Genomic DNA, 24,021 nt, shown 5'->3' on the forward strand with positions numbered 1-24,021 from the left:
CGTTTCATTTTATATGAAACATTGTACTTTAAATACAATATTTTATATAAAGATAAAATGAGTAAAAGCGTTTTGTCCTAAAGAATAATAAGATATAGTTTCTGCCCTAAAGCAGAAACATCCTACGTTCTCAACTCACCACTTTCAACTTTCAGTTATGTTTTATAAGAGGTAGCCAGTTAATATATATACAATCACCATTACAACATAGGTAGCAGGAAGTAAAATTTTATAGTTTCTATATAGGTCTTTAATTTTAAGATCGAAATATTCCAAGGTCAATACCTGACACATGTGTAATGGGGATATATAGTAGAACATAAATGCAGAGGTATATATGAACATACCATATCTTAATGCAGTTATATAATCAGGTGCCAATGGTATAATCATTGGGAATAAGATTGCAACTGCTGGTTGTACTGATGCCAAAGGATATGATATAACAGCACAACATATCAATAATATAATCTCAAGAGGTATTCCGATATTTATTATACCTTCAATGCTATCATATATTTCTGGAATATCATTAACAACATTCTTAAAGAACATGATTCCAATTATGGATAGTACTATTGATAATTTAATACCTTTTGTGAAACCGCCTATCAATCTCTCTTTTGAGAAGTTCATTTTAATATCAGGTAATATTACTACTAAAAGTAGAGATACTATAATGCCTAAAGCTATATTCATAAAGAGTGGATGATCTCCTAAGGAGTAGCTTACCAATGATATTGAGATAGGGGATGAATACAGAAGTAACATTCCAAAACTCTTAAGCCATTTCCCATCATTATTTGAAGAAACTGATTGTTCTCTAACATTTCTCAGATATGCGATATATCCAACTATCCACATAGAGAGTGCCATTGGTAACTGCATAAGGACAAAGTGACCCATTTGAAAATTACCAAGTTCAATTGCTAATATCAATGTAGATGATAATGGGAAGATAAAATATAAAGCATGTCTAAAAACCATGTTTACGGCAGCTTGTTTATCCTTTGGAAGATTCAGTTTGCAACCAAGTGTTTCAACAATTGGGCATGACATTAGAGCTCCACCTGAAACCAAAAGTGTACCTACAAATGCTGGAGCAAACATAATGCTCTTCTTAGAACTCTGAAGCATCAGTTCTAAATATTCAATCATTTTATTAAGTATTCCAAACTCACCCATATAATAGCCTAATACACATATCAATGTAACTGAAAGTGTTATGTTAATGCTGCTCTTCTCAGTGAAAGTATATAACAATCTCTCAGGGGCGTGGAAAATTCCCTTTCCAAAGAGTAAAGATAGTACAATAGCACCTAGTGCTAATGCAAGACCGCGGTTTACTTTTTTGTTTACTAATATAAGTATAAGTGCTAGGGAAACTCCGAGTTTTAAAAATGCCATGGATTCACATCCTTTTCTTTTAAGTTAGTCATAGTTTATTCATAGCGTATTCAATTTGATTATAGCATAAGAAGTATTTAGAGTGTGGAAATATTTGAACAAAATAAATCCCTTAACCATATAGAATAGAATTAAGGGATAAGACATAATAAAAGAATATTAAAAGTCAAAGTTATTTATGTAATCAAATATTTTATCAGGTTCAGGTAGTCGTCCTATTCCGCCTTTTTCACTTGGCATTGCCATCGACCCAACTCCAGGGATCATGAAGGTATAATTAAATTCCTTTAATCTAGAGATGTTATGTTGAACAATTGGATTCTCGTACATTGCGGTATTCATAGCAGGAACTATTATAACAGGCGCATTAGTTGCCATTACTGTTGTGGAGATCATATCATCAGCGATACCATTAGCAATCTTACCTATAATATTGGCTGTGGCAGGAGCTATCACAACTAAGTCTGCATTTTGAGCTAGAGATATATGTTTTATATCAGCGCTGTATCTATCGTCAAAGATATTCATATATACTAAATTTGATGAGATAGACTGAAATGTTATTGGGGCTACGAACTTTGCAGCATTTTCTGTTAAGATTACTGTTACATCAGCACCTTGTTTTTTTAACATGCTAACCAGATTAACCACCTTATATGCTGCAATACCACCAGTAACACATACAACTATATTTTTATCTTTCAAGGAAATCTCTCCTTTCATATTAAATAATTCACAGATATATTATATATCCTAAAATGGTAATAATTCAACATTTAACTATTTTTTATGAGAGAGATATGTCACTATTTGATTTAATAATATAGATATAGACCTATAGGTATAAAAAAATTAGGAAGATAAAAAATCTCCCTAATTTTATATAAAAGCAATATTTATATTTTATTCAATATTTATATCCTTGAACATAGCATAAGGTGCAGGATTATAACCATGGAAAAAGAAGAATGGAGTATTCTTCGTAGTACTACTTATATCAAGAAGGTTATTCTTAAATATGTCGTAAATATTAAAGTTTATTGACTGTCCAGCAATTTTTCCTACAATTTTACCATTTTTTACGTGATAACCTGTGTCAATGCTACCAGTAATTTCTCCATTGAAGAGGTTACCCATGAAGAAACCTATAACAGAATCTATTATGACACCATCTTTTAAGTCTGCAACCATATCATCGAATGAAACCTTTCCAGGTTCTACATGTAGATTTGTTACATATGGAGATGGTTCAGCAGAAAGATCAGGTCTTGGGAAGAAACTACCCAATTTATAACCGTTACCTGTTGGTTCCATGTTGAGTTTTTTTGCAGTTTTTAATGAATGAAGAAAGCTTTGAAGATGTCCGTTTTTTATAATTTCAGTTCTCTGACTAGGAGTACCCTCATCATCAAATGGATGAGTATTGAATGCACCATGCCTAGTAGCGTCATCCACTATTGTGAATCTCTCATCAAATATCTGCTCTCCTAGTTTTTTAGATAAAGGAGACATACCTAATTCAACTGACTTTCCATTTACGCCAAGAATTAATGGGATTAATGAAGAATATAAGAAATTAGGAGTAAAGATTACAGGACGAGAGCCAGAATTAAGAGTAACGATATTTCTAGATAATTTTATTTTGTCTGATACAGAGGCTGTAATGGCATCTACATCATAATTTGAGTTTAATAAAAGTTGGCCATCATAGCAATTGATGAAATTATTATCTTTTATGAAAGATCCTCCTACTGAAAAATTAATTGAATCTTTCTTATAATTATTGGATAATCCTTTAGTGTTACATATTTCAACATAAGAACTATTTATATCAAATTCAACTCCAACTTTCACATCAGGGAATTCTTTAGTTATCTCAGAAACTATTTTATTACCATCTTCTATGAGTTGCTCATCAGTTAATTCCATAATATTATTTTCAGGAATTGATATATCTTCATTGCTAGATTTATTTATAAATTCAAATTCTGCTGGTGATGAAAAAGGAGTTATCTCGTCACAGTTTTTAACAAGAACATCAAATTTACTTAAATCAGTGGAAGTTGAAAATGAAAGTTTTCCATCTTTAATCATTCTAAGGCCTACACCGGTAGATTGAGTTAAAGAAGCACCTTTAAGTTTGTTATTATCAAACTCTATATTTCGTCTTGTAGAATTTTTATAGAATATTTCACCATCTGTAGCTCCAGCTGAAATTACATTGTTTAATAAATCTTTCATTATGCTTCACCTCCAACAACTACATTCTGAATTCTAATTCTAGGACCACCATCACTGACAGGTAGAGGGAATTGTTCTCCTTTTCCGCAACCACCGCCGCTGTCGTGAGAAGTATTTTCATTACCAATCATATCAATATTCTTGAGGGTTTCGAATACATTCCCAGCAAGGTTTATATCTCTAACAAGTTCGCAAACTTTACCATCTCTAATCATATAACCATATGAAGCAGAGAAGGTGAAATTATCACCATTAGTTTGACCACCATTAGTTCCATTTGCAAGTATACCTAAGGAAACATCTTTGATCATTTCATCAAAGGATGATTCACCTAGTTCAATTACAGTATTTCTCATTCTTGGGATAGGAGCATGTTTATAGCAAATGGCACGTCCACTACCAGTAGCTTTTTCACCCATCCTACCAGCAGTTCCTCTTGAGTGAAGTCTTCCTACCAACTTACCTTCTTTTATAAGATATGTTTTTTCAGTCTTAACTCCTTCGTCATCGTATTTTAGATAACCTCTTTTTCCTTTATCAAGACCAGAGTCATAAATATTCAATATTGGTCTTCCAAATTCTTTGCCAAGCTCCATTATATCCGCTAATTCTTTATTTTCATAAACATTATCACCTTCACTTAGGTGTCCAAAAGCTTCGTGAACAAATACACCAGATAAGTGAGAGTCTGTAATAATTGTATAAGTTCCTGACTTCACTTTTGGAGCATCAAGTAATTCAACAGCAATTTGACTCTGTTTTTTGATTTCATCATGCAATCCTAGTACGCAATTATAATCATCTGTAGAACCATATCCAACTGATGTTGATTGAGAATTATCTCCATCAACTGAGGTGATATGTATACCGCCTCCTAAATCCATTTTTTCTTGATATACATAAGAACCTTCGGAATTAGTGAAAGTTAGATTTGAAAATTTTTCGTTATAACCCACGGTTACTGAAGAAATTTTTCCATGAAAATCTAAGGCTAGCTTATTGTATTCTGTTAATAAATTAATTTTTTCATCTAAAGACACTTTTCTTGGATCATTCTTAAGATCTAGAAGAACAGAATCTTCAACAACTTCAACAGGAGCTAGAGTACTCTCCTCTTTACCTGTCAATTTGGCTTGTTTAATAGCCGCTTCTGTAAATGAATCTAGATTCTCTAAATTATTAAAGGAAACAACCCCCCAGGCACCTTTATATAGTGCTCTTACAATACCACCTATTTCACTAGATTTCTTTAAAGAATCTAACTTACCTTTGGTAATGGCGATACTAGTAGATGCAGAATCTTCTAGCCTTATGTCCAAATAATCACATTGAAATTTATAATTCTCAATGCATTTTAGTAACGTATCCTTCATGATTTACCCCTCCTTTTTTATATAAACAGAAAATTCACAAAATTATTATACCATATTTTACCGTAAAAAATGGTGGGTGTAAAAACTATTCACAAATAGTAAATAAAAACTTAAACAATGTATAAATTCGTAAGACTATCCAAATATTATAGAAATATCATTGTCAGTATGGCTATGGAAATACCAAAATATCTGTAATTTCTGTTTTTCTGAACTTTTCCTATTATGCTCAAGCTTATCACCACCAGTAAGAATGTCTGTACTTCATAGTAAAGAAAAAAAAGGAAAAGTCAATGTGAGTAAATAACGAATTTTCTTATGCTTTGTACAAATACTATATATGAATATGAATTTAAAATGGAAAAGAAGCATTGAGTTCTATTTTTAATACTTATTCATATACAAAAGCCACACTGGCTTTTGTATATTATCTTACAAAAGAAAGGTGGGAGTGCTTCAAAGCGCGACTTTATGGAAACTGGTGTAGTAAAATGGTTTGATAATGAGAGAGGATATGGATTCATATCAGGAGCAAATGGTAGTGATGCCTATGTTCATCATTTACAAGTGAAAGAGAAAACTCATAATAAGGATCTTCATGAAGGTGAAGAAGTTAAGTATGATATTGTTTGGAAGGAAAAAGGACCTCAAGCAATAAATGTACAGAAGATATAAAAATCTTAAGTGAGCAGTAATAAGCTCACTTAAGATTTTTTTGAAAAAATATGTTTTTTTTGAACTCTAAGTATAAAGTTTGTACATAAGGGTATAATCAAAATATACGAAAGAACAAGAGGCGTTCCACCCCCCCATGTTAAGTATATAAATCCCCTTAAATAAGGAACCCTCTTGTAGATAAGAAAACTCCTAAAAGCAAATTAACTACTCTCAGTAATAATAAATGAGAGTAGTTTTTTGTATATATAGAATGAAATTAAATCTTATTTTACTTTATACATTCCATGACTATTCATATAATTTAAAATTTCTTCACCATGTGTTTGTTCTTCTTTTTGAATATGCTGCAAAACTTCTCTAACTTCAGAATTAGCACATTCAAAAATATCATTGTCATAAGTACTTGATATATATTTTTCTGTAGAAAATAAATCTAAACACATTACTTTCTCGTTTTCATTCTCCATAGTTCCCTCAAAATTATTTTTAATTGAAGTATATTCAGAGTGTTTATTTTGATTTGTGTTTGATTGTTGTTCTTCACTTGAATTTGACTCTTCATTTCCCCCTAAATCTGGTTTTTTACCTTGAAGTAAAAGACTAATACTATCATAGTGATGCTGCTCTTGATAAGCGTGTTTATTAAGGAGTTGTTTTAATTCTGGATCTTTAGCTTGCTGTGCGTAATTTTCATATTTTTGTATACAAACTTTTTCTTGAATTTTTGCATCCTGTAAAAAAAATCTTTCCTTTTTAGTAAGTTTAAATTCCATAATAGTTCACCTCTAAAATATTTTAAGCAAAATACAATAAGAGTATGTAAATTAAATTCTAATACTCTCTTATAATACATAAATTTATTGAAGGGAGGGAAGTTAAATGAATATTTATAAAAAACATATTTTAAAAGGATTATTACTCACTTTGGTTGTAATTGCTATAGCAATGATTTTATTTAAGATTATTAATAATAATTCAAATCATTACAGAATAGGTGGGTATATACATAAAAATAGAAAAAGAGATGTAAGTCATACAAGAAAACTATTTGGAAATGAAGAAGATTTTTATAATGAACGATTTCAAAGACCATCTAAAGAGTCAGCATTGAAGTTAAAATATGAGTTCAAAGGGAATTTAGGAGATACTGAACCACCATATATTCCTAAAGATTATCCGAAAAAATATGATACACCAGAAGATGTTATTCATGCTTACTATTCAATAATAAAAGAAGCATCTAATACGATAGGATTTCATGGAGGGTGCGGTACTGTAGGATTGAGTCGCGGACCATATCTTTATGCTTATAATCTTTTAAGTAACGAAATGAAAAAAGAAATATCAGTAAAAGCGTATGTAGATTCTTTTGCAGGTACAGGGCATACAACTTTGTTGAAATTGTTACCAGCATACCATCCGCCAAATACTCCTGAGAATATCAGATATCATTTTGTAGAAATTGAAGTTATAACTGGCCCACCTCTTACTGATAAAAAAGAATATAAAGATCGGCCTACTTATTTTGCATACTATTATGGGATTATTACAACAGAATATAATGAAAAAGATGGATGGAAGATTAAGCCTATAGATTATATTCCAGAGGACTTTTTATGTGCGCCATATCATTCTTGGTATTGGGATAGTAGTTCTGTTGTAAATGTTATTTACGAATACTGGTATAAGTTAATAGATAATATTGATAAAGTTGAGAGAGAAGGGGCAAATATCAGAATATATGCTAGTGGTGCACAAAATAAATACAAATTTGATTTTATTAGGCTTACAAACGGTGAAGATGTATTACTTCATGAATATATTAAGTTAGATGATAAGTGGAAGGAAGTAAATATATTAAAAAAAGAACACCAATACTTTAAGTTATCTAAATCAAAATTTTCAAAAGATTAGACAGAAATTGTATGTCTAATCTTTTTTTTATAGATATATTTAATTTCACATAAAAAAAGAGCTTTAAGCATTTTGCTTAAAACTCTACTTGGTGCCGAAGGCGGGACTTGAACCCGCACGGTATTGCTACCAATGGATTTTGAGTCCATCGTGTCTGCCGATTCCACCACTTCGGCTCGTTTTGTGGTAGTTTGTCTTTATCTTTCCGACGAAGATAATAATAACATATATCAAAAAGTTTATCAAGCTTTTTTTAAGAAAAAAATTCATTAGGGTAAAAATTATAACTTCAATTGAAATAGTTGACTATAATGAGGTAAAATAAGAATAAGTATATTATGACATTTTAAAGTGAAAATAATCAATCATAAAAATATAGTTAAATATTGATGAGGTGAGTTAGTTGAAATCCGCAATTAGTGAAAAGAGAGGGACGGGGCGAGAAAATTTTAAAGAGAATCATAAAAAAAGAAAAAAGAAAAAAGAACTAAAGCGAATCAAGCAACATTGGAGGTATTATACTGTATATATAGTGTTTGCAGGATTGATTTTTTTAATAAGCTTTAATACATTTGGACTGATGATTTTGGACAAGGAGAATATTTCTGAAAAATTGTTATATCATGGTGTTCGTAAGAAAAACATAGTGGCAGATAGAGGGGAAATATATGATAGAAATGGCAAAAAGATAGCAGCTAACTATAATGTATATAGATTAGAAGTGGATATGAGAACCCTAAAAAAGGGAGCGGATTCAAAAAAAATAGATCTTAAAGAATTAATATATACGATTGCAGATATACTTGAGATGGATAAAGAGGCACTTTACAAGAAACTTGCAAGGGAAAATGAGGATGGAGAGCTTACACAGGGTACTATAATAAAAGGAAAAGTAGAAGAAGATAAAGTAGAAAAAATAAAGGCTCTTATGAAGAATAATGGGCTTACAGGAATGCTATATTTTGACGATAACAAGAGATTTTATGGATATGATTCCTTGGCATCGCAGACAATTGGCCATGTTAATCCTCAAGGAAATGGATTGAATGGTGTAGAGGCATACTACAATGATATACTCAAAGGTGTTAATGGAGTGAAATTATATAATATTGATAAAAATGGATATTTATTACCTACTGAAGAGGTAATAGAAACAAGTGCTGTAAAAGGACATGATATTATCATGACTATTGATACGGTACTTCAGAACATAATAGAGAAGATAGCACAAGATGCTTTGATTGAAAATAAAGCTAAGAAGATAAGTATAATGGTTATGGATCCCAAAACAGGAGAGATTCTTGCACTTGCTAATAAGCCAGATTATAATCTAAATGATTCTATGCCTTATGAAAATTTTGAGGATAATATGGAGTTATGGAAAAATAGAGCAGTTAATGATTCATTTGAACCAGGGTCTATATTTAAACCATTTACAACTTATGCGGGATTAAGAGAAGGAGTAACAAATCAAACAGAAACGATGGACACAAATGGATATGTAGATGTAGCAGGAACTCGTATATGGAACTGGGATAAAGCATCACATAAGAATCAAACACTTGAACAGGCACTAATAAAGTCTAGTAACTCATTCTTTGTTGAGATTGCACAGAGACTTGGAAAAGAAAAGATGATGGAATATATAGAATTATTTGGATTTGGTGAACCCGTGGGGGTTGATCTTCCAGGAGAAAGTTCGGGGATAGTTAAGAGTCTTGATACAATGGGGCCGGTGGATTTAGCTACCATATCATTTGGACAAACCAATACAGTTACCATGGTACAATATATGAGAGCATTCAACTCTCTTGTAAATGGTGGATATCTGATAACACCTCATGTGGTTAAAGAAATAAAGAATGAAAATACTTTGGGAAATTCTAAAGTGGAGGAAGGACCAGTATTAAATCCTAATATATGCAGGGAAATTACAGATATGCTGGAGAGTGTCATTAGTGGATCAAAAGCATTTATTGAAGGGTATCATATAGCAGGTAAAACGGGTACTGCACAGAAACCTGACTATGAAAAAGGTGGATATAAAGAAGGGGCATATATATCTTCAATGGCAGCAGCGGCACCGGCGGATAATCCACAAATATCAGTAATGATATCCGTGGACGAACCTGGAGGCGATTATTATTACGCGGGTACGATAATAACACCAATTGCAAAAAGAGTATTTCTAGAGTCATTTAAATATCTATCAGTAACAAATGATGAGATAATGAACGTGGTAATTAATACTCTTAAATTACCAAGTGTAGGGAGTGAAACAACAGAAAATGCAATAAAAATTCTGGTTGAGAATGGATTGAATTATGAGCAAATAGGAAATGGAAAATATGTATCTCATACTATACCGGAAAAAGGAACATTAGTGGAAAAGGGTAGAGTTGTTAAGGTATACACTTTTGACTAGAAATATAATGATTTAACCACAAAAAGTAAGTTCAATTAGAATCATATTCAAATATACTGCAGATTAATGTGCTCTAACACTATATATTGTATATGAAATTGAACTAAAATACTTTTTGTGGATTAAACATATGATTAATAGTTTACTTCAATATATGAAGAGTATATAATATAGTTGAATTAAGAAGTGAATAGGATAAATAAGGCATATTCAAATAAATAACTATCATACTGACTAGTTATTCATTTGAATATGCCTAAGTGTAAGAACTTTTTATTAAAGGTGGGAAAGACATATGAAGAGGATTCTAGAGAAAATAATTAATGATAACAGGGTATGGGTTAAAGATGGAGAATTGGCATCATACATACCAGAGCTTTTAAACGCTGATAAGGAAGCGCTTGGTATATGTATTACAACTTTAGATGGAGAAGAGTATTTTGCTGGAGATCACAATACAAAGTTTACAATACAGAGTATATCAAAGGTTATAACTCTTATGTTAGCTATTTGTGATAATGGAAAAGATTATGTGTTCTCTAAAATTGGAATGGAGCCTACCGAATCGGCATTCAATTCTATAACAAATCTTGAGAGTAATGAATTAAAAAAACCATTAAATCCAATGATAAACGCTGGAGCAATAGCTGTTGTGAGTATGATTGATGGTGAAAATAAAGAGGAAAAGTTTAACAGGATACTGCGCTTTGCAATGAAGATAACAGGAAATGATTCACTTTCAATTAATGAGCAAGTATATCTTTCTGAAAAAGCTACAGGTGATAGAAATAGAGCATTGGCATATTTTATGAAAAGTATGGATATCATGGAAGGTGAAGTTGAGAATATCCTTGATGTATATTTTAAGCAGTGTTCAATAGAGATAAATTGTAGGGATATTGCTAGAATAGGAGCTATGCTTGCAAATGATGGTGTATTACCTTGGAATAATCAGAGAGTTCTTTCAAGGGAAGTAACGAGAATCATCAAAACGATAATGGTAACTTGTGGAATGTATGATGGTTCAGGAAATTTTGCTGTTCATATAGGAATACCTGCCAAAAGTGGAGTTGGCGGTGGGGTTATGGCAGCGGTACCAAGAAGAATGGGCATAGGAGTATTTGGTCCAGCCTTAGATAAAAAAGGTAATAGTATAGGTGGAATAAAAGTACTTGAAGAATTATCTAGAGAATTAGATTTGAGCATATTCTAATTGAAGTAAGTGAAATTTTATTGTCTAAAAAACGATAAAATTAAAATTTCTCAGAGAGAAATGTCAATCATTATCCATTTGGTTTTAAAGGCACGTTGAGCGTGCTTTTTTTATTATAATTTATGATATAATATATATAACGTTTATAAAAGGAGAAAATTTAATGGGAAAAATAGTAATACTGGACTGTAATAGTCTTATGTACAGGGCATTTTACGGTTTACCACCTTTAACAAATTCAGAAGGGTTAACTACAAATGCAATATACGGAATATCTACTATGCTATTTAAAATTGCAGAGGACTTCGATCCTAAATACATAGCAGCTACGTTTGATAGAAAAGCACCTACTTTTAGACATGTAGAATATAAAGAATATAAAGCAGGAAGAAAGAAAATGCCGCCGGAGTTAGCGGAACAGATTCCTTACATAAAAGAGTTACTTCAGAATTTTGGAGCAGGCAAGTTTGAAATTGATGGTTTCGAAGCAGATGATATAATTGGTACAATTGCTAGAAAAGCTGAAAGTGAAGGAAAAGAAGTATTCATAGTAACAGGTGATAAGGATGCTCTTCAACTTGCAAGTGATAACATAAAAGTTGTAATAAACAAAAAAGGGATGACACAGGTTGAGGTTTATGATAGAGAGAGAATAATTGAAGAGATGGGTGTAACCCCTACAGAATTTATTGATGTAAAAGGATTGATGGGAGATAAATCAGATAATATACCTGGGGTTCCTGGTGTAGGAGAGAAAACTGCCCTGAAACTTATAAAAGAATATCATACTGTAGAAAAAGTTTTGGAGAACCTTGATAAGGTAAAAGGAAAGAAGCTAAATGAGAATCTTACTAATTATGCAGAACAGGCAATCTTTAGTAAAAAATTGGCTACAATAAACACAGAAGTACCTATAGGATTTACAATGGATGAAATGGATTATGAGCAGAATAGAGATGTATCTAAATTAAGAGAGATGTTCTATAAATTCCAGTTCAAGAGTCTTATTAGTAAGATTGGTGAGGAGCCAGTTGAGAGTGAGAATATAGATGAAGATGTTATAGAGGTTGATACAATAGAGGGATTGAAAAATATAACATCATCATTAGAGAAAGATGATACAATATATGTTCTACATAGAGTTGAGAATGTTAATAAGTTTACAGAGCTTCAACTAGTTGAATTCCATGTGAGCAATGGAGCGACAATTTATCATGTGGATATTAAAAGGATTTTTGAGGATTATAGAGAAGTAGCAATTCAAGAATTGAGAAAAATATTTTCTAATGAATTAAATGTTGTTGGACATGAAGTTAAGCATTTGTATACTGCATTGAGAAAGCTTGGTATAGAGGAGTTTATTTTCTCATTTGATTGTGAGATAGCAGCATATCTTATGGATCCAGGAAAGAAAGGATATTCTCTTGAAAGTCTGATTGAAGGACATTTGCATAGAGGAATCAATGAAGAGAATAAAGCTGTTGAGCTTATACACTATATTCCGCAAATGTACACTTTATTGAAAGATAAGTGTGACGAGTTGGACATTCATAAATTACTTTATGAAATCGAAATACCACTTACAAAGGTTATTTCAGATATGGAGTATGAAGGATTCAGAGTGGATAGTGATATCTTAAAAAGTCTTGGAGAGAAATTCAATAAAGAGATCACGAAAACAGAAAGTGAAATATATGATCTTTGTGGAGAGGAATTTAACATAAAATCACCAAAACAATTAGGTAAGATATTATTTGAAAAACTGGATTTACCAATAATTAAGAAAACAAAGACAGGATACTCAACTAATGCTGAGGTTCTTGAGAAACTTCAGGATAAACATCCTGTTATAGATAAGATATTATTCTATAGACAGATAACAAAACTTAACTCCACTTATGTTGACGGGTTACAGAGTGTTGTAGATGAGGATAATAAAATACACACTTCATTTAATCAGACGGTAACAACTACTGGAAGGTTATCAAGTACTGAGCCTAATCTTCAGAATATACCTGTTAAGTATGAAATGGGGAGAGAAATAAGAAAAGTATTTATTCCAGAGGAAAACAGTATAATACTATCAGCTGACTATTCTCAGATAGAGCTTAGAGTGCTTGCACATATTTCAGATGATGAGACTCTTATAGATTCTTTCAAGAGTGAAGAGGATATTCATAGAAGAACTGCTTCAGAGGTGTTTGGAGTTCCTATGGATGAGGTAACATCAATAATGAGAAGTAATGCAAAGGCTGTAAACTTTGGAATTGTATATGGTATTGGAGATTTTAGTTTAGCTAAGGATCTTAATATTACTAGAAAAGAAGCTAAAACATATATAGATGCATATCTTAATAGATATCCTAAAGTTAAGGATTATCTAGATGGAATTATAGAAGAGGCAAAGAAGAGTGGCGAAGTTAGAACTATGTTAAATAGAAGAAGATTTATTCCAGAACTTGCTTCATCAAAGAAAATGATGATTGCATTCGGGGAGAGACTTGCCATGAATACACCAATTCAAGGAAGTGCAGCTGATATAATTAAGATGGCTATGGTTAATGTTTGGAGAACTTTAAAAGAGAAAAATTTAAAATCTAAAGTAATATTACAGGTTCACGATGAATTGTTGCTTAATGTTGTTAAAGGAGAAGAAGAGGAAATTATTAATATTCTTCAAAATGAAATGAGAGCACATGTAGAAAAGGATATAGAATTTAAAGTTCCTATGGTTATTGATATAAATGAAGGGGCATCATGGTACGAAGCAAAATAAAGTAAGAGGTGAGTTCTAAAATGCTTAAAATTGGACTGACTGGAGGGATTGGAAGTGGTAAGAGTACCATTTCCAATTTCTTAAAGGAAATTGGAATAAAAGTTGTGGATGCGGATAAAATCTCAAGAGAGGTTCTAGGTATATACCCTGAGATAAATGAGAGAATTAGAAATGAATTTGGAGAAAATGTATTTGTGCAGGATGGAAATCTTAACAGAAAAATGCTTGGAAACATAATTTTTCAAAATACTGAGAAGAAGAAGTCTTTTGAGAATATAATTATTCCCTATATCATAAAAGAAATAAGAGAGCGAATTGACGCATTAGAAAAAAATAGAGAAAAAATCATTGTTTTGGATGCACCAACTTTGATGGAGCAGAAACTTAACGAAGAAATGGATTATAACATAACTGTATGGGTGGATAGAGAAACACAGATAGAAAGAGTAATGGGGAGAGATAAGAGTTCTATTGAGGAGGTTATCTCTAGAATTGATTCTCAAATGTCTCTTGATAAGAAGAAAGAGCTTAGTGATTTTATAATTGATAATAGAGGAGCTGTGCAAGATACGCTCCAACAGGTAAAAAAAGTATTGAGAGTTATTGAAGAAATGGGGAAGGAAGAGAGTGAAAAAAGGTAAAGTTATTTTATTATTATTGTTTGTTGCTTTAATTACGATAGTTGTTTTTCACAAAAAAATATTATCAATATATTATCCCATAAAGTTTCAAGAGCATGTAGAAACATTTTCAAAGGAATATGAAATGGATGAATATATTGTATATTCAATGATAAAAAATGAAAGTAATTTTGATGAAAAGGCAGAGTCTATTAGAGGGGCAAAGGGACTTATGCAGATAATGCCTTCAACAGCTGAATGGATAGAGAGTGTGAAGAAATTTGGATATTCAAATGCAAATCAATTATATGATGCCAAGCTGAATATAAGGATGGGATGTTGGTATATTTCAAACTTGATGGAAGAATTTCATGATACGGAAAAAGCTGTAGCAGCATATAATGCAGGAAGAGGAAATGTTGCCAAATGGTTGTGTAATGATGAATTTTCAAGAGATAATAAGTTGATTTTCATTCCCTTCAAAGAAACAGATATATATCTTAAGCGTGTAATGTTCTCCTACAAAATGTATAAGTATATTTATGGCTCTTAAAGAATTTTTTATCCGGTACTTATTTAAGATACCTAAAAAAGAATTTTATGTAAAATATTAAAATACGATTGACAAAAACATAAAATTTGATAAAATATAGAAGTAGCCAAAATATACATGCAGGTGTGGCGGAATTGGCAGACGCGCTACCTTGAGGGGGTAGTGGACTTATGTTCGTATGGGTTCAAGTCCCATCATCTGCACCAAACAAAAAACTCACTGAAATTTCAGTGAGTTTTTTTATTATTATAAATAAACCGTTATATGAAAGCGTCTTATAATTCAAACACTTTAGAAGGTCTTAATAAAAATGAAAAGAAAGAAGTCCCTAAGACAAATAAAAGGTAGTTTCTGCCGAGCAGAACCTCCATCATTTTACAGTATCAATTCTCCATTTCTTTAAAGCTCTCCACTATGTTTTTTTTGCATGTATTCGTCCATTGCGTTAGCAACTTTTTTTGAGTAGTGAACAGCTTCAACTACAGTACGTGCTCCGGTAACAACATCACCAGAGGCAAAGATTCCTTCTCTTGTTGTTCTTCCACAATCATCAGTAATAACAAGACCAAGAGTGTTAACTTTTATTCCTTTTGAGGTGGAGACAATATTTGCTTTAGGACCTTGGCTAATGGCAATAATTATGGAATTGCAAGGGAATAGTTTTTTAGTATCTCCAGTGACGAATTTCACTTCTCCATTCTTTTTAATTTTTTTTGTATCAATATATATAACTCCTTCAGGGGAGAATTCTACAGGGGTTTTAAATGTTTCAAATTGAACACCGTCTATTTTAGCATATTCAATTTCGTATTCTCTAGCAGACATATCTTCTATACCTTTTCTGTATAATATTGAAACGGTTTTAGCGCCATTTCTAAGAGCTGTTCTACCAACATCCATGGCAACGTTTCCTGCGCCTACAACACATACACTATCTCCAAGATTGTAGGCAGATGGTCCTTTTAGGTAGTCTATGGCATAATGAACATTTCCAAGAGTTTCACCTTTAATATCTAACTTTTTAGGTTTCCAAACTCCGGTGCCTATAAATATAGAATCATAACCATCTCTGAACATATTATCAATTGTTATAACAGGACCTACTAGTGTATTGGGTCTTATTTTAACTCCAAGGGCAAGTAGTTGTTGTTTTAAAGTTTCTAATATTCTTTTTGGTAATCTAAATTCAGGAATTCCATACTGAAGAACTCCTCCAATTTTATCATGAGCTTCAAAAATAGTTACATCATAGCCTTTTAAGGCTAATATGAAGGCTATGGTAATGCCGGAAGGACCTGAACCGATTATACCAACTTTGCCTGTAAGTTTTTTCTCAGGAGCAAGATCTGCAATGCTTAATCTATACTCAGAAATATAATTTTCGATAGAACTTATCTGTACAGGTGATGATTTTAAGCTTAATATACAATTGCCTTCACATTGATGTTCATGTGGACATACCAATGAACATACAACAGATAATGGATTATTTTTAAAAAGTTTTTCTCCCGCCTCAGAAATATTACCCTCTAAAAGAAGCTTAATCATCTCGGGTATTGGAGTTGCTATAGGGCACCCTTTTACACAGCGTGGATTTTTGCATTGTAAACATCTTTTAGCTTCTTCTATAATGTGTTTTCCCATATTGTCTCACCTTCCGTGTATCTAAATTTTCTATCTTTAGGAAATTGAAAAAAATTCCTAAAGGATTTATTGTATGTAATGTTGATTATATTAATGGGTTACATTTTTCCCTAACGAAGTGCGTGAAACGCGCCTTTCTTAATTTAAAACTTATTTATCTTTATGTATTTTTCTCAAATATATAAATATTTATTAAATTCAACAATAAAAAGTATTTTATATGATTTTAGTTAGTGCTAGTTTTGTGGTTAAATCTTTATTACAGTTGTATAAATAAATGTGAAAAATAATAATTTGCATATATATGGAAAAAAATATTAAATAAATTTAACGAAATAATATGTAAAGAAAAAACTAGTCGCATTCGATATATATAATAGGGTAGAAAAATGAATTTTAATATCGAATTTAATAGGATAAGAAATTTAACTTAACAGGAGGGGTAAGATGAAAACTATAGGTGGTAAAATAACTATTTTAATAATAGCTATGACTATAGGTATAGGTGTGTTAATTGGAGGTTATGGAACATTTAGGAGTAAGGTGGATTCAGACAAGAATATTCAGGTTTTAGAAAATGTATTATTACAAGATTATGATCAAAGTATTAAAAATGAAGTTCAAACAATAATAAGTATTATTGAAGCATCTTATAAAAAGTATGAAAATGGAGAAATTAGTTTTGAAGAAGCAAAAGAACTTGCGGCTCATATGGCTAGGAATGCTGGTTACGGTGAAGAAGGATATTTTTGGATAGATGATAGTAAAGGGAGAAATGTGGTGCATGCAGCCAATAAGGATGCAGAAGGGAAAAATAGACTTGAATTGCAGGATGTAAATGGGAAATACATCATAAGAGAAATAATTCAAAATGGGATGAAAGGTGATGGTGGATATACAGATTATTGGTATCCCAAAAAAGGACAAACTGAGGCATTGCGTAAAAGAGCGTACTCTAGTTACTTTGAGCCTTTTGATTGGATTGTGGGTACAGGTAATTATGTAGATGATATAGAAATGATTGTAACTAATAATAGAAAAATAGCTGAAGATAACTTTAGAGATAGTGTAAAAGTTGTTGTGATATTTATCGGGATTGCTATAATGGTTTCTTTAGTATTAGCTATATTTAGTGGCAAAAAAATTAGTAAGCCAATATTATTTATAACTGATTTGGTTGATAAAACAAGTAAGTTAGATCTGAAATCTGATGATCAATTCAATGAAATACTTAAATACAAAGACGAAACAGGGATTATTGGAAAAGCTGTTATGAACTTGAGAGGTGAATTGAGAGACATAATAGGAGAAATACAAAAGAATTCTAATTTTGTAAAGGAAAATACTGAAAGTTTATTAATATCAGTAAATGAGACAGTGGCATCAATTGATGCAGTAGCTAAAACTTCAGAAGAGATGGCTAAGGGAGCTGTGTCTCAAGCTGATGATTCTCAACGTAGTGCTGAAGAATTAGCGCATTTGGAAATGGAAATAAACAATGCAATACAGAATGCTGAATTATTGAAAAACTATTCAAATAAAACTATAGTTGCTAATGAAAGTGGAATTGAGGCTATAGATGCATTAGGCAGTAGCTTAGAAAAAAATAATGAGGCTTCTTCTCAAACGGCATATAATATAATGCAATTGGCAGAAAGGTCTAAGTCAATTGATGAAATAGTAAACACCATACAAACAATTGCAGAGCAAACAAATTTATTAGCATTAAACGCGGCTATAGAAGCTGCTAGAGCGGGAGAATCAGGGAGAGGATTCGCAGTTGTTGCTGATGAGATAAGAAAACTATCGGAGCAAACGGCTCATTCAACTGAGGAAATAAAAAACATGATTTCTCAGATACAGAATGAAATAAGTGTTTCTAAAGAAAATATGGATAAAGGAAATGTACTACTGAAAAACTCTAACGAATCAATGAAAGATGCATATACTGCATTTAAAACAATAGAACAATCAATAAATAGTATGACGAATCAAACAGAGAAGCTTATAATAAGTATGGATAAAGTTGATTCAGGAAAAAATTCGGTTGTAAATTCAATTCAAGGTATAGCTGCCGTTACAGAAGAATCAGCAGCTGCTACTGAGGAAGTATCTTCATCTATGGAAGAACAAGCGAATACAATGGATAACATAAATGCTACAGTTGAAAAACTAGATAAGATTGTATTGACATTGGATCTACTTGTTAAAAAGTTCGGTATCTAGGAACATGAAAGAATAAGTATAGTTTATTTTTGTTTAATGGGCCTTAATAAGAAAATTTGTGTAAATAGGAAAATTAAAGTGTCAAAGAGCTAAATAGATAAAAGATTATAATTTTGTAAAAAAAAGTTGCATAGATAACACATATAATGGGTTTATTGTTCATAATTATTAATTAAAGAAAACATGCGAGATATTGGAGGTTTAGGTAAATGAACAATAGATTCGGTAACGACTCTCCACCAGTTGAGATGAATAATAATATTTATAATATGGTATCTTTACAACCCAGTATTGCAGTTGATGAGATGAGATTCAGAACAATTGGTGGAGGACCAACAGGAACGGGAGCAGGATATGGTGGATTTGGTTTAGGCGGGGGAGTAGGAACATCTACAGGTGTGTTGCCTGGTATAGCATATACGGGTGGAGCTTATGGGCTTGCTAACCCATACTTTAATATAGGTGGTTATCCATTACCAGGTGGTTATCCATTACCAGGTTTACCATCTAACTTAAATCTACCTAGTGGTGGTTTGTCAGTGCAAGGTGGGTATGATTTTTCAGGATATGATGATGAAGATGATGACAGAGATAAGTATAAAGAAGATTATGATTATAATGATGTTAGATTGATACTCATGAAAATACAGAGATACAATCCAGGAATATTTAAGGCTCTTATGAGAACAGGAATGCCTTATTATGAAGTAAGAAGGATTATTAGGAAGATTATAAGATTAACCATGCTTTATATGAAAGATGATGATTAGTGCAACACAGCGTAATCAAATATAATATCTTACAGCATATTTAATTACAACATGTAGCACTAGATTCTTTGAAAATATATTTTATAAAGATATTGTGGGAAGTGGGGGATTATGGAAAATTCTCCACTAAAACACCTTGTAAAACTTTTAATTTTACAAGGAAAATTTTAAGTTTTGTAGAATATATAGATATACGAGGTGAAATTATGTTAAGTATCTATGGTAAACTAGGTAACTATCATATTACTAGCGTTGGTAAAGAGGATTTAGAATATATGCATAAATGGTACAATTATCAGCAGTTCCTTAATCAACATGAATCAAGAATTCTTAATAGAGAAGAGTTTTATGATAGTTTTCTAGGATATGTTATAAGTAATCAAGAATTTTTTTTAAAGATATCCATAGAAGATAAAACTGTTGGGATGGTTAAGGGTCATCTAAATAATGAAGATAAGAATGAACTATGGTTGACAGATGTTCTTATGGATAATGAAGTTATAAAAGAACAAGATTTTAAAGAGTTAATTGATGGTATTATCAAAATATTAGATGATGAGTTGCACATAGATGAATGTTATGTAGGTGTATTTATTGCAACTGAGGAAAATAACGAGAGATGGAATAAAATTGGTTTTATACATGTGAGAACTATACATAATTATTTTACTATCAATAATGAAAAAATTGATGGAGATATAATGGTTAAAAAGTGCTGAGGTGTATTGGTAATCTTGACAATCTCTCCATAAAAAACTATAATTATATGTATACAATCTTATAGCGCAATTAATTGCGCATTTTTATTATAACACCATATAACATATTTAAGTTTTAGGAGGGTTTATATGAATTTATTCAGAAGCAAGTCATCTAGACTGGTATGTTTTATAAGTCTTATGATGCTTATGAAAGTTAACATGACTACAGCTAATGCGGATCCAATTCCAGATTCAAAAGAGAATCAAAGCAAGATATCTACGAGCTTTCAAGTAAAGGGAGACATGAAGGTTCCAGATAGAGGAAAAGCTGCTCGAGAGAGAGTGGAACAGGAAGCAAGAAGTAGAAGAGCAAGCGGACAAGCTACTGTAAGTGTGTACAATGACAGACAATTATTGTCTGGAGATGTAGGCACGCTAATTGATTATGCATATAGTTACCTAGGAAGACCATATGTTTGGGGTGCCAAAGGGCCTTACTCATTTGATTGTTCAGGATATACATCTTATGTATACAAGATGATAGGTATATACATTCCTTCATATACTGGTGATCAAGTTAAGTATGGAAAAGCAGTTTCAAGAGAAGATTTATTACCAGGGGACGTTGTATTCTTTAATACATACATGCAATATGGACATGTTGGTATTTATGTTGGTAATAATAAATTCATACATGCATCAACAAAAAAGGGTGTTACAGTGACTCCTTTATCAGGTTATTACTTAGAAAATTATGCTGGAGCTAGAAGATTAATTCAACAGTAAATAAAATTTAAAATTTAATATATAATTTATAAAAAGCACACCATTTAGGTGTGCTTTTGTTCTAAAAAATTCTTCAAACGTGTATATATATATTAGTTTATATATTACACAAGGAGATGAGAAAATGAGAAGAGTTATAGAGAGTAATGGAAAAATTATAGTGATATTATTGGTAATTATTTTTATCAGTTCATTTTCACTTGGAGCTTTATTCTTTAACATGGTATTTAATAAAGTAAGCAGGAACAATAATATGAATATTGATAACGCTTATGAAGTTATCAATACTACAAATATTGAAGATCATAATTACAAGGAAGAGGAACAAGTAGAAGAAATATTAACAACAAAAACTCTATATGGTATTCAATGTGGGGTATTTAAAAATGAAGAATATGCTAAGGAACTTTATAATGAATTAAAGGAATTTGGGATACCTTTTATAGTTGAAGATTTTGAATATTACAGAGTTATTTTTGGAATATTTACAGAGGAACTTTCAGATGTTTTGATAAAAGTTCTTGAAGAGAATGGATTTGATGTATCAAAATTTGAAATAACCACTGAAATTAAAAGTGTTGATGAAGAAATAAAATATGAAATAGAATTAGGTGCATTAAAACTTATATGGAAGATGATAAATAGAAATATGGATATAGCTTCAACGGAATCGTATAAGAACTGGGTAAAAAATCAAAAATATAATGAGTTACTAGAAAGTGGGTTATCAGCTAAAAATGCACTATCATTACCAAATGAAATTTCTATTAATGAAAGTGAAGAAATTTTAAAAAAATTTTACAAAGAATATAAAAAAAATAAATGATTTATATATTGGAATATTTCTTCTTGTTTAAGTTAATTTTTGATGATAAACTATAAATAAAATACATAAACAATGGGGGAGTATTATGAGTAGTAGAAGTAAAAATATTTTGTTTTTAATATTTTTAGTTTTACTTGGGGGTGTTGCAGGTACCTTGGTAGGGGATATGCTGGGGAGTAAGTTTGATTCATTAAACTTTCTTAAGGATTATTCATATAACCTAGGACTAACAACACCTTTAGTTTTTGATGTAAAAGTATTAAAAATAACATTCGGAGTTAGTATCTACTGTAATATAATGACGGTAATAGGTATGATACTAGGGGTAGTTGTTTACAGGAATTATTAATTTAGGCATATGAGAAGAAATAACAAATCAAAGATACGCACCATAAACCTATGATTAGTTATTTATTTGAATATGACTTAGGTCGATTGGAGTGAAGATATGAAGGTTATTTTAGCCTCAGCATCAGAGCGTAGACAGGAGCTTCTCAAAAGAATTGTAGATGATTTTGAGATAAAAGTAAGTGATTTCAATGAGGATATTATACCGTTCAATGGAAACCCACATGAATATGTTATGGAATTGGCATTAGGGAAAGCTAATGATGTAGCAGAAAAATGTAATGAAGGTGTAATCATAGGGTGCGACACAATTGTTACATTAGACAATGAAGTTCTAGGTAAGCCTAGAAGCGAGAAGGAAGCGGTAGAAATGCTTGAGAAACTCAGTGGTAAGAGTCATGAGGTCTATTCAGGTATTGCAGTTATACATAAGGAAAAAGGTGAAATATTGAAAGATTTTTGTGTAACAAAAGTTGAATTCTCAGATATTAATAGAGAAGAAATTTTAGAATATGTAAAAAGTGGAGATCCAATGGACAAAGCAGGCGCCTATGGTATACAAGGTAAGGCTGGTGTTTTTGTACAAAAGATAGAAGGAGACTACTATAGTGTAGTAGGGCTACCGCTTAACAAACTATACAAAATGCTTAAATCTATTATATAATACGTTTAAAATTGGATTAAATGACAAAACTTCAACTATAAGTATAAAGCTTATTTGGAGGTTTGTTATGAAACAATTAAAATTAAAAGATATTCCTTGTAATGAAAGACCAAGGGAAAAGATGATCATTTATGGTGTTGAATCTCTAGGAAATTCTGAACTATTGGCTATTTTACTAGGCAGTGGGAGTAAAAAAGAAAATGTTTTGCAATTATCTAGTAGAGTTTTAAAAGAATTTGGAGGACTTAATAATGTTTTTAGTGCTTCATCCAAAGAACTCACAGAAATACAAGGTATTGGTATTGCAAAAGCATCACAACTTATAGCCCTATCAGAGCTGTGTAAAAGGTATAGGAGTTATAAAAGTAAGGAAAAAATAAAAATTACTGAGCCAAAAGATATAGTTGAGAATTTTATGGAAGAAATGAGAGTGTATTCAAAGGAAATATTGAAATTACTGGTATTAAATACTAAGAAAGAAATAGTTACTGCTAGAAATATTTCTATGGGAACAAATAACAGTGCATTGATACATCCTAGAGAGGTTTTTAATCTAGCAATTAAAAACAGTGGGGATTCAATAATTTTAATTCACAATCATCCATCAGGAGACCCAAAACCTAGCAAAAATGACATAAATGTAACCATAAGGTTAAAGGAATGTGGTAAATTATTAGGGATAGATCTTATAGATCATATAATTATTGGTGATAGAAAATTTACAAGTATGAAAGAAAAAGGATTTATATAGGTACATGAGGATAAATAATAAGTCAAAGATGCGACGGATATTTTGCATCAGACGATGAGTTAGGTTCCATTGATAGTTGCGCTATTAGTGGGTTCTAAGGAAGAA

Annotated in this window: 21 protein-coding genes and 2 tRNA genes; 16 read left to right on the top strand and 7 right to left on the bottom strand. The window is 31.3% G+C overall.

Annotation, left to right across the window (positions count from 1 at the left end):
• Positions 1–162: 162 nt before the first annotated feature.
• The 4 genes from KDK92_RS13240 to KDK92_RS13255 form a co-directional block, all read right to left on the bottom strand.
• Positions 163–1,407 carry a DUF401 family protein gene (locus KDK92_RS13240; protein WP_250859785.1) on the bottom strand — a complete coding sequence of 415 codons (1,245 nt, stop codon included), beginning with the start codon at positions 1,405–1,407 and terminating at the stop codon, positions 163–165.
• Between the two features lie 159 nt (positions 1,408–1,566).
• Entirely contained in the window at positions 1,567–2,130 is a 564-nt protein-coding gene (gene coaBC / locus KDK92_RS13245) for a bifunctional phosphopantothenoylcysteine decarboxylase/phosphopantothenate--cysteine ligase CoaBC (RefSeq protein WP_276575953.1), read from the bottom strand.
• 180 nt (positions 2,131–2,310) lie between these two features.
• Positions 2,311–3,648: a TldD/PmbA family protein gene (locus tag KDK92_RS13250; protein WP_250859787.1), complete on the bottom strand. Its 1,338-nt coding sequence runs from the start codon at positions 3,646–3,648 to the stop codon at positions 2,311–2,313.
• Positions 3,648–5,021, bottom strand: coding sequence for a TldD/PmbA family protein (locus KDK92_RS13255; protein WP_250859788.1), 1,374 nt, complete (start codon positions 5,019–5,021; stop codon positions 3,648–3,650). The genes KDK92_RS13250 and KDK92_RS13255 overlap by 1 nt, the downstream gene beginning before the upstream one ends.
• Positions 5,022–5,492: 471 nt before the next feature.
• Here KDK92_RS13255 and KDK92_RS13260 point away from each other — a divergent pair, with 471 nt between their 5' ends.
• Positions 5,493–5,696: a cold-shock protein gene (locus KDK92_RS13260; protein WP_250859789.1), complete on the top strand. Its 204-nt coding sequence runs from the start codon at positions 5,493–5,495 to the stop codon at positions 5,694–5,696.
• Between the two features lie 266 nt (positions 5,697–5,962).
• On the opposite strand, the gene KDK92_RS13265 is transcribed toward KDK92_RS13260, so the two are convergent.
• Positions 5,963–6,472: a spore coat protein gene (locus tag KDK92_RS13265; protein ID WP_250859790.1), complete on the bottom strand. Its 510-nt coding sequence runs from the start codon at positions 6,470–6,472 to the stop codon at positions 5,963–5,965.
• 106 nt (positions 6,473–6,578) lie between these two features.
• On the opposite strand from KDK92_RS13265, the gene KDK92_RS13270 reads away from it, so the two are divergent.
• Positions 6,579–7,613, top strand: coding sequence for a hypothetical protein (locus tag KDK92_RS13270; RefSeq protein WP_250859791.1), 1,035 nt, complete (start codon positions 6,579–6,581; stop codon positions 7,611–7,613).
• An 89-nt stretch (positions 7,614–7,702) separates the two neighbouring features.
• Here the strand turns inward: KDK92_RS13270 and KDK92_RS13275 are convergent.
• A tRNA-Leu gene (locus tag KDK92_RS13275) sits at positions 7,703–7,789 on the bottom strand.
• Between the two features lie 227 nt (positions 7,790–8,016).
• Between KDK92_RS13275 and KDK92_RS13280 the strand changes: the two genes are divergently transcribed.
• The 6 genes from KDK92_RS13280 (at position 8,017) to KDK92_RS13305 (ending at position 15,406) form a co-directional block, all read left to right on the top strand.
• On the top strand, positions 8,017–10,038 hold the full coding sequence (locus tag KDK92_RS13280; RefSeq protein ID WP_250859792.1) for a penicillin-binding transpeptidase domain-containing protein: 2,022 nt from the start codon (positions 8,017–8,019) through the stop codon (positions 10,036–10,038).
• Positions 10,039–10,333: 295 nt separating this feature from the next.
• On the top strand, positions 10,334–11,251 hold the full coding sequence (gene glsA, locus KDK92_RS13285) for a glutaminase A (protein WP_250859793.1): 918 nt from the start codon (positions 10,334–10,336) through the stop codon (positions 11,249–11,251).
• Between the two features lie 163 nt (positions 11,252–11,414).
• The gene (gene polA, locus KDK92_RS13290; protein ID WP_250859794.1) at positions 11,415–14,027 is read left to right on the top strand and encodes a DNA polymerase I; all 2,613 of its coding nucleotides are present in this window, start codon (positions 11,415–11,417) and stop codon (positions 14,025–14,027) included.
• Between the two features lie 20 nt (positions 14,028–14,047).
• Positions 14,048–14,668, top strand: a complete 621-nt coding sequence (gene coaE / locus KDK92_RS13295) for a dephospho-CoA kinase (RefSeq protein ID WP_250859795.1) — start codon at positions 14,048–14,050, stop codon at positions 14,666–14,668.
• Positions 14,655–15,200, top strand: coding sequence for a lytic transglycosylase domain-containing protein (locus KDK92_RS13300; protein ID WP_250859796.1), 546 nt, complete (start codon positions 14,655–14,657; stop codon positions 15,198–15,200). The genes coaE and KDK92_RS13300 overlap by 14 nt, the downstream gene beginning before the upstream one ends.
• A gap of 119 nt (positions 15,201–15,319) precedes the next feature.
• Positions 15,320–15,406: transfer RNA gene (locus KDK92_RS13305), tRNA-Leu, on the top strand.
• Between the two features lie 193 nt (positions 15,407–15,599).
• Here the strand turns inward: KDK92_RS13305 and KDK92_RS13310 are convergent.
• Positions 15,600–16,844, bottom strand: coding sequence for an NAD(P)-dependent oxidoreductase (locus KDK92_RS13310; RefSeq protein WP_250859797.1), 1,245 nt, complete (start codon positions 16,842–16,844; stop codon positions 15,600–15,602).
• A gap of 447 nt (positions 16,845–17,291) precedes the next feature.
• Here KDK92_RS13310 and KDK92_RS13315 point away from each other — a divergent pair, with 447 nt between their 5' ends.
• The 8 genes from KDK92_RS13315 (at position 17,292) to radC (ending at position 23,916) form a co-directional block, all read left to right on the top strand.
• Positions 17,292–19,070 carry a methyl-accepting chemotaxis protein gene (locus tag KDK92_RS13315; protein WP_250859798.1) on the top strand — a complete coding sequence of 593 codons (1,779 nt, stop codon included), beginning with the start codon at positions 17,292–17,294 and terminating at the stop codon, positions 19,068–19,070.
• 209 nt (positions 19,071–19,279) lie between these two features.
• Positions 19,280–19,840, top strand: a complete 561-nt coding sequence (locus KDK92_RS13320) for a hypothetical protein (protein WP_250859799.1) — start codon at positions 19,280–19,282, stop codon at positions 19,838–19,840.
• Positions 19,841–20,046: 206 nt separating this feature from the next.
• Positions 20,047–20,559 carry a GNAT family N-acetyltransferase gene (locus tag KDK92_RS13325; RefSeq protein WP_250859800.1) on the top strand — a complete coding sequence of 171 codons (513 nt, stop codon included), beginning with the start codon at positions 20,047–20,049 and terminating at the stop codon, positions 20,557–20,559.
• A gap of 129 nt (positions 20,560–20,688) precedes the next feature.
• Positions 20,689–21,327, top strand: a complete 639-nt coding sequence (locus KDK92_RS13330; RefSeq protein WP_250859801.1) for a C40 family peptidase — start codon at positions 20,689–20,691, stop codon at positions 21,325–21,327.
• Positions 21,328–21,451: 124 nt separating this feature from the next.
• Complete coding sequence (locus tag KDK92_RS13335; RefSeq protein WP_250859802.1) at positions 21,452–22,153, top strand: SPOR domain-containing protein; 702 nt, start codon at positions 21,452–21,454, stop codon at positions 22,151–22,153.
• Between the two features lie 85 nt (positions 22,154–22,238).
• The gene (locus KDK92_RS13340) at positions 22,239–22,502 is read left to right on the top strand and encodes a DUF4321 domain-containing protein (protein ID WP_250859803.1); all 264 of its coding nucleotides are present in this window, start codon (positions 22,239–22,241) and stop codon (positions 22,500–22,502) included.
• A 99-nt stretch (positions 22,503–22,601) separates the two neighbouring features.
• On the top strand, positions 22,602–23,165 hold the full coding sequence (locus KDK92_RS13345; protein WP_250859804.1) for a Maf-like protein: 564 nt from the start codon (positions 22,602–22,604) through the stop codon (positions 23,163–23,165).
• A 67-nt stretch (positions 23,166–23,232) separates the two neighbouring features.
• Positions 23,233–23,916 carry a RadC family protein gene (gene radC, locus KDK92_RS13350; protein WP_250859805.1) on the top strand — a complete coding sequence of 228 codons (684 nt, stop codon included), beginning with the start codon at positions 23,233–23,235 and terminating at the stop codon, positions 23,914–23,916.
• The last annotated feature ends 105 nt before the right edge of the window (positions 23,917–24,021 follow it).

Source organism: Oceanirhabdus seepicola (genome assembly GCF_023684385.1).
GTDB lineage: Bacteria > Bacillota > Clostridia > Clostridiales > Clostridiaceae > Oceanirhabdus > Oceanirhabdus seepicola.